We start from the raw sequence: 9,748 nt of genomic DNA, 5'->3' as shown, positions 1-9,748 counted from the left end.
ACTATACATATTTACGGCTAAACATTAAATAGCCATGAAGAACAAAGGATGTAAATCATGTCACCCGTGTTAGAAGTTAAGAACCTCTACAAGGTATTTGGAGAGACTCCACAACAGGCTTTCCCGCTGTTAGAAAAAGGGTTGGATAAAGACCAAATTTTCGAGCAAACCGGACTCACTGTTGGGGTCAAGGATGTGTCTCTTTCAATCAATGAAGGGGAGATTTTTGTCATTATGGGTTTGTCCGGTTCGGGCAAGTCCACTTTAGTTCGATTGTTGAACCGCCTGATTGAGCCAACCCAAGGAAGTGTTTTACTGAAGGGTAAGGATATTGCTCATATTTCAGAGCAAGAGCTGCGCGATGTAAGACGTAAAAATATCTCAATGGTATTTCAGAACTTCGCACTCATGCCACATATGACCGTTCTTGAAAACGCTGCCTTTGGATTAGAACTATCAGGAGTGGTGGCTCATGAACGTAATAAAAGTGCAAAAGAAGCGCTCGCTCGGGTTGGCTTAGACGCCTACTGTGAGTCATTCCCTGATGAGTTATCGGGTGGGATGAAACAACGCGTTGGTTTGGCTCGTGCACTCGCCAACGACCCTGACATTTTGTTAATGGACGAAGCATTTTCCGCACTCGACCCGTTAATCCGCACCGAAATGCAAGATGAACTAATCCGCCTGCAAAATGATGATAAGCGAACCATCGTTTTTATTTCTCATGACCTTGATGAAGCAATGAGAATTGGTGACCGTATCGCCATCATGCAAGATGGCATCGTCGTACAAACGGGCACGCCCGATGAAATATTGCATCATCCTGCTAACGATTACGTCAGTTCATTCTTTCGTGGCGTTAATGTTGCCAGTGTTTTTTCAGCTAAAGACATTGCCCGCAAAAAACCCGCGGCCGTTTTTAAAAAACACGACAATGATGGCCCGGCTGCAGCAATGCAGTTACTGATGGATCATGACCGAGACTACGGAATTGTAGTTGACCGTACGAATAAATACTCTGGCATTGTGTCGCTCGACTCTCTGAAACAAGCTCTCAAGCAACAAACATCGCTTAGCGCGGCACTACTGCCTGATATTGTGACGGTTGATCCGGAGCTGTCTGTTAGTGAATTAATCAGCCAAGTTGCTGAAGTCCCCTACGCCGTGCCTGTTGTCGATCAGCAGGGAAATTATTACGGCGTGATCACCAAATCACGCTTATTGCAGACTTTGGATAGGGAATAATTATGACAACGGAAACCAACATTCAATCCACAGAGGCGCTTGACCCATGGGCGTCTGCCGCGCAAACGCCTGTCAGCAGCGATCCTTGGTCAGCGACTACTGCGTCTCCAACTACAGCAGGTGATTGGTTAAATGGCGCAACCGACGCTCCCGCGCCTTTCGATTGGCTGCACCCATTTCAAGATGCAATTATCCCCTTTGATCACTGGGTTGAAACCGGGCTGGGTTGGTTAGTGGAACACGGTAGGCCATTATTTCAAGCTGTCAGAGTACCTGTTGATTTTATTTTAAGTTCATTTGAAACCACGTTAGTTTCAACGCCAGCGCCTGTGATGTTGTTGATTTTATTTTTGATCACATGGCAACTTGCTGGACCTAAAATGGGTATCGCTTCATTAGCCTCGCTGATTACGATTGGATTAATCGGAGCCTGGTCACAAGCAATGGTCACCCTCGCCTTGGTCATGACCTCGGTATTCTTTTGCCTATTGATTGGCTTGCCACTTGGGATTTGGCTGGCCAGAAATCAAACGGCTGCAAAATTCATCCGCCCCGTTTTGGATGCGATGCAAACCACGCCCGCATTTGTGTATTTAGTCCCGATCGTGATGCTGTTCGGAATTGGCAACGTACCTGGCGTGGTGGTAACCATTATTTTCGCCCTGCCACCGATTGTTCGTTTAACCATCTTAGGTATTCAACAAGTTCCCGAAGAGCTTATCGAAGCAGGCCATGCATTCGGCGCAAGCCCAAAACAGATGCTCTACCGTATTCAGTTACCACTAGCCATGCCGACCATTATGGCCGGTGTCAACCAAACACTGATGCTATCGCTGTCGATGGTTGTAATTGCCTCCATGATTGCTGTCGGTGGCTTGGGGCAAATGGTTTTGCGTGGTATTGGCCGACTTGATATGGGACTCGCTGCCGTAGGGGGACTTGGCATTGTCATTCTCGCCATCTTACTTGATCGCCTAACTCAGCATATCGGTACAGAAAATCGCGATCAAAAAGTACGCTGGTATCAAACCGGCCCTATCTCACCCTTTTATTTACTGAAGCAAAAACTGACTCATCAGAGTGCAAACAATCTAGGAGAACAGAAATGAATTACGCATGGAAGACGTTAATCTCAACCAGTTTAATCGCATCGGCGGCATTACCCATCAGCGCTTGGGCTGATAAACTTCCTGGCAAAGGTATTAGTGTACAACCCGTACAATCGACAGTGGCTGAAGAAACATTTCAAACTCTCATCGTGAACAAAGCGATGGAAGCGCTGGGGTACGATGTCAAACCGACCAAAGAAGTCGACTACAACGTGGCTTATACTTCGATTGCCGAAGGCGATGCAACCTATCTCGCCGTTGGGTGGTTTCCTTTACACGCCGACAAATACTCGATGGCGGGCGGCGACGCTAAGTTCTATCGAAAAGGTCAATATATATCAGGAGCAGCGCAAGGCTACTTGATTGATAAAAAAACGGCAGATAAGTACGGTATTACTAATATTGCTCAGTTAAAAGACCCTAAAATCGCCAAGCTGTTTGATGCAAATGGCGATGGTAAAGCAGACTTAACTGGCTGCACACCCGGCTGGGGTTGTGAGATGGTGATTGAGGAGCACTTAACCGCCTACGGTTTACGACCGACCGTTACTCACAACCAAGGTAACTATGCCGCTATCATTGCCGATACAATTTCACGCTACAAAAAAGGCGACCCTATCCTTTATTACACTTGGACACCTTATTGGGTGAGTGGGGTGTTGGTCCCTGGTAAAGATGTCACTTGGCTTGAAGTCCCTTTCTCTGCCCTACCTGGTGAGCGCAAAAATATCGATACAACCCTACCCAACGGAAAGAACTTCGGCTTTGAGATGAACAGCATGCTGATTGTCGCCAATAAAAAATTCGCTCTAGAAAACCCAGCCGCAGCAAAACTTTTTGAAATCATGAAGTTGAATATTAATGATATCAGTGCGCAAAACATGATCATGAGTAAAGGTAAAAACTCTGCCAAAGATATTGAAGCTCATGCCAATGGTTGGATAAAAGCTCACCAATCTGAATTCGATTCGTGGATAAAAACCGCCAAAGAAGCCGCTAAGTAAGAGTATGGAGCCACCCATATCAAAAGGGTGGCTCTGCTTATTTTCAAGGAGGAAAGTATTGGATATTCATGAAGAAGTACTGGTCGCTATACGCCAAATTATTCGTGCGACAGATCTCCATTCCAAAAAAATAAACAAAGATTTTGGCCTCACTAGCCCCCAACTATTGTTAATGCGTGCGATCCAAAACTCGGCCGATATGACCATAAAGCAACTCTCCGATCATACTAATATGAGCCAAGCTACAGCGACCAGCATTTTGGATCGCTTAGAAAAGCGCGCACTGATCATTCGAGAGCGAGATCAACAAGATAAACGTAAAGTTCATGCATTGTTGACCCCAACAGGAGATGAATTATTACTCAAAGCACCCACACTGCTAAAAGATAGCTTTATTGAACAATTTCAGGCGTTAAACGCATGGGAACAAACTCTCATTCTCTCCACTTTACAGCGGTTATCGATGATGATGAAAACACCAGAAATAGAAGCATCGACGCTATTGTCTAGTCTAGAACCCGATGATCCTCTCTAGTTTTTATTCGACCGACTAAAGCAAATTGGTTACTTTTTTCTCAACCCAATTCCAATTATCAACCTCAGCCAGATTAGAGGTTGTAATTGACTGAATTTCGGTTATTTTGAACCAAATCTCCTTTTTCTGATTCGTCATGGAATACTTAGACTTATTTCAAAAAAATTATCAATGGATCATCACGATCATGGCGTTGCTTATTTATCCTAAAACAGCCAGCTACACCGTGCGATGGTTTGAGAATATGGTCATAGGCAAAGTCGATATTCATCGGCTTAAACGAGCACGTTGGCTGGTGAAGACCTTACTCTTCTTGGTGTTAGTGTTGACTCTGCTAATGATGTGGGGCGTGGAACTGCGTGGGTTATTGGTTGTTGGCTCATCACTTTTTGCGTTGCTTGGCGTCGGTTTGTTTGCAGGTTGGTCTTTGCTGAGCAACGTCACCTCATTTCTGGTTTTATTTGTACAAAACCACTGTCGCATCGGTTTATGGGTGCGAGTGGTGGATGGCGCAAATTTTGTTGAAGGTAAAATCGTCGACATGAACCTACTCAATGTCGTATTAGAGAATGTTGATGGCAATACAGTGCTCTATCCAAACAACCTCTTTATTGTTCGCCCTGTAATTGTATTAAACAAAACTCCAGAAAAAGCCGTGAAAAAAATCGAGAAGAAACAACTTCCTATCGGAGTAAAACGTTGAACGAATATCAAGACCTTTCACTGCATATTGAAACGATTTCAAAAGCCGATGAGCAGCAACAAATCGACTTACTCGGCGAGTACGTGGAAAGTGGGCTTGATGAAAGCTCGATCGCAATCATCTTAGAAGCTTTTCCTGTCGAGCAGCGGGTACGTCTGTGGCGTAGCCTACCCTTAGAGCTACACATTGATGTACTGACAGAGATGCGTGCTGAAGTACGTTTTTCTATCATCAACGCACTGTCAGAAATAGAACTAAAACTGACTCTCGCCAAGCTCGATAACTTGTCTCTGCTCGAGTGGGCCGATTCTCTGCCTGATGAAATCATCAGTGAAGCGCTGCGCTTAATTAGTCGCGACGAGCTTGAATTGTATGATCAAGCCAATGCCTATGAAGATAGTGAAGTTGGCCACTGGGCAAACCGTAAAGTGTATACCTTGCCTTTCAGCATCAGTGTCGACAAAGCCAAGATACTATTGGAGAAATATCATTATGACTCTCCACAACATATCTATTTGATCAACAAAGCAAAAAAATTCCAAGGCATCGTGAGTTATACAGAAATTTTGCTTGCTGAAAGCAAAACTTTACTGAAAAACATCAAGCAAGATGATCTCTTTACGCTGAATGCTCACCAGTCACTTTCTGAAGCAGTAGAAGCGTTAGAACATTCCCAATTGCCGACTGTCGCCATCATTGATAACCATGAAATCTTAGTGGGTGAAATTGACTGGCAATTTGCCCTGAGTACACAACGAGAGATTTACGAATCGCGCTTAATGGCCGGTACAGGTATGAATGAAGGGGATGACTTATTTGCCCCCATCATTAAAAGTTCCAAAAAACGAGGCCTTTGGCTTGGGATCAACCTGCTGACCGCTATCCTCGCTTCGGTCACTATAGGTATGTTTGAAACGGTCATCTCTCAAGTTGTCGCGTTAGCGGTGTTGATGCCAATTGTTGCCTCGATGGGCGGTATTGCGGGAAGCCAAACCTTAACCTTAATGGTACGCGCCATGGCATTGAATCAAATTACACCGGGTAACCGTTTTGCGTTGCTCAAAAATGAAATTGGTATTGGTTCCATTAACGGTTTGTTATGGGCGTTGATCATTGGTGCCTTGGCAGGGCTCTGGTTCCAGTCAGCGATGATTGGCGCCACCATTTCACTGGCCATTGTTGTAAATATCATTACCGCCGCGCTGTTTGGGGTACTCATCCCGATCACGCTTGATAAGTTTAAGCTTGACCCAGCATTAGCGGGCTCTGTCATCTTAACCACAGTAACGGATGTTGTCGGCTTCTTTGCCTTCTTGGGCACAGCAAGTTTAGTGATGTTATAGCTTTCCAAACCGCTTGAAGCCTAAGCGAGCTAAACCACTTAAAAAAAATAGCCGCTCAGAAAATAAATCCCCAATCACATAGATTACTATGTGATTGGGGGGAACGATGCTTCAATCTGAACCGCTAAGCCGCTTTTTTGGTAGATAGCGGTTTCGCAATCAACACATCATGTAAAACACAAATCGCGCGATTGTAATCGTTGTCTTCTACTACAAATTGTACATTGACATTACGCATCGACGAGTGAGCGGCAATAGGGCTAATTTTTGCGTTAACTAATGCTTGCATGCCTTGCGTTAATGCGTTGTTGGTGTTCATTGATGCACCGATTGCGGAAATGAGGGCGACCATTTTTCCTGATACGGATGCATTCGGGTAGCGCTTCTCTATTTTGTACAACACGTGGTTTAAGTTATCGCTGCTGCCACTGAGGTAATACGTCATCGAGTTTGCATTCATCTCTTTACCAACGAGATGTACCTTAGCTTCGGCGATCACTTCCATCAATTCATAACTGGCATTATCAATTTTCCCGACCATGCTTTGGTCAAAAATATGCAAGGCGAACACTTTGTCCTTGCCCGCAATAATCTCTACCTTATTGTTCTGAGGCTTATGAACATTGGAAATGAGAGTACCTTTATGCTCTGGTTCGAACGTATTTTTGATTCTGAGTTCAATCCCCTGCTGACGCAGCCCAGCTGCCGCATTCGGATGAATCGCTTCCATACCTAAATTAGCCAGTTGGTCTGCTACGTCAAAGTTCGTCAATCCCATAGGGCTAACCTTATCCGCGCCTACAATTCTCGGGTCTGCGGAGCTTAAGTGATACTCTTTATGGATGATCGCTTGCGTTGCGTTGGTTAATGCGGCAATGCGGCTAAAGGTCATTTCACTATAGCCACGATCATAGGTTTTCATTAATCCTTCATTACAATAGGCGTAGCCAGTCACGATTGGCAATTGCGTTGCTACATCAATGTCTTCGAAGGCAGCCAAAATCACCTCATCTAAGCTTCCTGCTTGCCCATTATTCCACCCAGAGAGATCAATGAAGCATGCATTAATCCCAAGAGTTTTTAGCTTCAAACTGGTGTTATAGGCACTATGAGCCTCGCCTATTGAAGATAAAAATTCTCGCACCTGAGGCAAATACTGACGCAATGAAAACTGCCCGTATTGACACGTTTCTAGAATATTATTAATGCAGTTGACTGCTTCTGAGATCCGCGAACGAATAAATTTATCCGCGCGAATACGACTCATAGGATCGGCGAACAAATGCTCATTAATCAGCAGCATACGTTGCTCAAGTTGGTACATGGCTTCTTGCCATTGCGTATCATGTTTCGCGATCATCTGGTAAATACCGGGCTTGCCAGTGCGTTTGCATTCCAGTAGGGCATCGGTAATGGTTGCATACGCTGATACCACAAATACTCGATCATAAGGGTGATGAGGCCTTAGTAAAATATTGTCGAGCACAGCATCAAAAGCGCTCATTGATGTTCCACCGATTTTTTCTACGGTGTAAGACATGGGATCTCCTTTTCTTTTAAATTGAATGCAGTGAATCGTCGCGAGTGATTACTCAATGATTGGGTAAACACCTTTTTCATCATGCGTTTCAGCTCCGGTCAGTGGCGGGTTAAAAACACATGCCATAACCATATCTGCACCAGAATAAGCTCTTAAATAGTGCTCATCATGTTGATCAAGGATGTACAAAGTGCCAGGTTTTATCGGGTAAGTTTCCCCTCCTATCACTTCGATTTCCCCTTCACCTGACATGCAATACACGGATTCCAAATGGTTTTGATAGTGGATATGGGTCTCGCCGCCTTTAAAAATGGTCGTAACATGGAATGAAAAACCCATATTGTCATCTTTCAGCAGCATACGAACGCTTTCCCAAGTTTGAGCAACAACCCGGCGCTCACTTTGGCGACACTCTTCTAATGTTCTAACAATCATTTTTTATTCCTAAGATGCTTTTTTAATTAACTGAGAGGCTAGCTCTTCTACCGCTTGTGCAAAAATATCTAAACCTTGGTCGAGTTCGGTTTCCGTGATAGTGAGTGGACAGAAAAACTTAATCACTTCGTCATTTGGGCCTGCGGTTTCAATCACCATCCCTAGTTGAAAACAACGACGAGCAATTTTATGGGCGATCTCACCACTGCTACATTCAATGCCTTGCATTAGTCCACGCCCTTTGTGGCGGTTAAACAGTGTGGGGAAACGACGCAGTGTGGTTTGAATGACATGCGTCACTTGCTTGGCTCGATGTGCGATATGAGTGGTAAAATCATCATTTGACCAATAGGTTTCCAGCGCTTTTGTAGCGGTTACAAAGGCGTGATTATTACCGCGAAAGGTTCCGTTGTGCTCTCCCGGTTTCCACACATCTAACTCAGGTTTCAGCAGCACAATCGCCATAGGTAACCCATAACCACTGAGCGATTTCGATAGCGTCACTATGTCCGGTTTTATTGCTGATGGCTCAAAACTGAAAAAGGTTCCCGTACGTCCACAACCAGCTTGAATATCGTCAACGATAAGCAAAATGTCATTTTTCTTACAGAGACGACTTAAGCGTTGCAACCACTCGTTGGACGCGCAATTTAAGCCACCTTCGCCTTGGACAACCTCCAATAATACCGCAGCCGGTTTGTCTAAACCCGATGAGTTATCATTCAGCATATTTTCAAATAGCGACAGGCCATCAATATTGGCATAGCCATCATAAGGGAGCCGCGTCACGCCATCTAAGCTAAGCCCAGCGCCGCCTCGATGATGTTGATTTCCTGTTGCGGCAAGTGCGCCATAAGAGCAACCATGAAAGCCGTTAGTGAAAGCCACAATATTACGTCTACCCGTGGCTTTTCTGGCCAACTTCATTGCCGCCTCTACAGCATTAGTCCCAGTTGGACCAGTAAACTGCACTTTGTAGTCGAGGTTTCTTGGTTCAAGAATGAGACTTTCAAATACCGCGAGGAACTCAGCCTTGGCAGAGGAGTGCATATCCAAGCCGTGAGTAATGCCGTCTTTATCAATGTACTCCAATAGCGCCTGCTTAAAGAGGGCGTTATTGTGACCATAATTTAACGAACCAGCTCCAGCCAAAAAATCTAAGTAGCGATCACCAGAATCGGTAAATAGCCAGCTCCCTTTTGCCGTAGAGAAAACCACGGGAAAGTGATTGGCATAAGATTGCACGTTTGATTCTTTCTTTTTAAAAATGTCCATAACGATGATAGTTATCCTGTTAAGTTAGAACGAGGTTTGAGCGGAATGCGGTACAAATACTCGGTATCATGCTCTCCTTCAAAGTGACGAGTTTGATCGAGAAAGGTCGATACCTCTCCTTGCTCGCCATGTGCTCGATCAAATTTCTTAAAGAGGTTCCATGAACCTTGATTGTTTTTCGTGATAGTCGTTTCCAATACACGAACATCAGCCATAACGTCACGAGCGAGCAATTCATTTAACAAATGTGAGGCAAGCCCTAGCCCACGAGCATTTGGATGCACGGCCACTTGCCAAATAAACAATTCATCAGAATTGTCAGGCTTTAAATAGGCCGAAATAAACCCCACGGTTTCGCCATTTCTTTCCGCTAAGATGCAAGTCTCTTGAAAGTGAATCGCTTGTAGGAAATTACAGTATGAGGAGTTTTCATCTAAGGGAGGGCATAGCCCAATCAAATCATGTACACGCTGCCCATCGGCTTGATTAGGGGTACGAAACGTCCATTGTTCTGTCTTTGTTTGCATAATTTCCGGGTATGCAACCCAAGGTGCTGCTG

10 protein-coding genes are annotated in these 9,748 nt (G+C 44.7%); 6 read left to right on the top strand and 4 right to left on the bottom strand.

The annotated features are described in order from the left end of the window. The first annotated feature begins 57 nt into the window (after positions 1-57). From proV to AACQ21_RS01245, 6 genes are all read left to right on the top strand, one after another. Positions 58-1,245 (top strand): glycine betaine/L-proline ABC transporter ATP-binding protein ProV, encoded by a 1,188-nt coding sequence (gene proV, locus AACQ21_RS01270; RefSeq protein WP_013867972.1) that lies wholly within the window; start codon positions 58-60, stop codon positions 1,243-1,245. Positions 1,246-1,247: 2 nt separating this feature from the next. Continuing rightward, positions 1,248-2,354: a glycine betaine/L-proline ABC transporter permease ProW gene (gene proW / locus AACQ21_RS01265; protein WP_105976986.1), complete on the top strand. Its 1,107-nt coding sequence runs from the start codon at positions 1,248-1,250 to the stop codon at positions 2,352-2,354. Next, positions 2,351-3,358 carry a glycine betaine/L-proline ABC transporter substrate-binding protein ProX gene (gene proX / locus AACQ21_RS01260; RefSeq protein ID WP_017043349.1) on the top strand — a complete coding sequence of 336 codons (1,008 nt, stop codon included), beginning with the start codon at positions 2,351-2,353 and terminating at the stop codon, positions 3,356-3,358. The genes proW and proX overlap by 4 nt, the downstream gene beginning before the upstream one ends. Positions 3,359-3,362: 4 nt before the next feature. Then, on the top strand, positions 3,363-3,893 hold the full coding sequence (locus tag AACQ21_RS01255) for a MarR family winged helix-turn-helix transcriptional regulator (protein ID WP_013867975.1): 531 nt from the start codon (positions 3,363-3,365) through the stop codon (positions 3,891-3,893). A gap of 136 nt (positions 3,894-4,029) precedes the next feature. Next, positions 4,030-4,596: a mechanosensitive ion channel domain-containing protein gene (locus AACQ21_RS01250; protein WP_013867977.1), complete on the top strand. Its 567-nt coding sequence runs from the start codon at positions 4,030-4,032 to the stop codon at positions 4,594-4,596. Continuing rightward, a complete protein-coding gene (locus AACQ21_RS01245) occupies positions 4,593-5,939 on the top strand; it encodes a magnesium transporter (protein ID WP_105976985.1) in 1,347 nt (448 codons plus the stop codon). The genes AACQ21_RS01250 and AACQ21_RS01245 overlap by 4 nt, the downstream gene beginning before the upstream one ends. Positions 5,940-6,063: 124 nt before the next feature. On the opposite strand, the gene AACQ21_RS01240 is transcribed toward AACQ21_RS01245, so the two are convergent. The 4 genes from AACQ21_RS01240 to ectA all read right to left on the bottom strand — a co-directional run. Then, positions 6,064-7,479, bottom strand: coding sequence for an aspartate kinase (locus AACQ21_RS01240; RefSeq protein WP_013867979.1), 1,416 nt, complete (start codon positions 7,477-7,479; stop codon positions 6,064-6,066). A 48-nt stretch (positions 7,480-7,527) separates the two neighbouring features. Then, positions 7,528-7,914 carry an ectoine synthase gene (locus AACQ21_RS01235; protein WP_105976984.1) on the bottom strand — a complete coding sequence of 129 codons (387 nt, stop codon included), beginning with the start codon at positions 7,912-7,914 and terminating at the stop codon, positions 7,528-7,530. A gap of 9 nt (positions 7,915-7,923) precedes the next feature. Further along, entirely contained in the window at positions 7,924-9,189 is a 1,266-nt protein-coding gene (ectB, locus tag AACQ21_RS01230; RefSeq protein ID WP_105976983.1) for a diaminobutyrate--2-oxoglutarate transaminase, read from the bottom strand. 11 nt (positions 9,190-9,200) lie between these two features. Continuing rightward, positions 9,201-9,748: diaminobutyrate acetyltransferase (ectA, locus tag AACQ21_RS01225; protein ID WP_105976982.1), on the bottom strand; the 548-nt coding region annotated here is incomplete at its 5' end.

The organism is Vibrio sp. V01_P9A10T6, assembly GCF_963877065.1.
GTDB lineage: Bacteria > Pseudomonadota > Gammaproteobacteria > Enterobacterales > Vibrionaceae > Vibrio > Vibrio anguillarum.
This window is presented reverse-complemented; position numbering and strand designations above follow the sequence as displayed.

What these genes read in the sequence shown, in the direction of transcription:
- AACQ21_RS01250 (WP_013867977.1), top strand. Translation starts at nt 4,030, where the DNA reads ATGGAATACTTAGACTTATTTCAAAAAAATTATCAATGGATCATCACG.
- ectB (WP_105976983.1), bottom strand. Translation starts at nt 9,189, where the DNA reads ATGGACATTTTTAAAAAGAAAGAATCAAACGTGCAATCTTATGCCAAT.
- AACQ21_RS01235 (WP_105976984.1), bottom strand. Translation starts at nt 7,914, where the DNA reads ATGATTGTTAGAACATTAGAAGAGTGTCGCCAAAGTGAGCGCCGGGTT.
- AACQ21_RS01255 (WP_013867975.1), top strand. Translation starts at nt 3,363, where the DNA reads ATGGAGCCACCCATATCAAAAGGGTGGCTCTGCTTATTTTCAAGGAGG.
- proW (WP_105976986.1), top strand. Translation starts at nt 1,248, where the DNA reads ATGACAACGGAAACCAACATTCAATCCACAGAGGCGCTTGACCCATGG.
- AACQ21_RS01240 (WP_013867979.1), bottom strand. Translation starts at nt 7,479, where the DNA reads ATGTCTTACACCGTAGAAAAAATCGGTGGAACATCAATGAGCGCTTTT.
- proX (WP_017043349.1), top strand. Translation starts at nt 2,351, where the DNA reads ATGAATTACGCATGGAAGACGTTAATCTCAACCAGTTTAATCGCATCG.
- proV (WP_013867972.1), top strand. Translation starts at nt 58, where the DNA reads ATGTCACCCGTGTTAGAAGTTAAGAACCTCTACAAGGTATTTGGAGAG.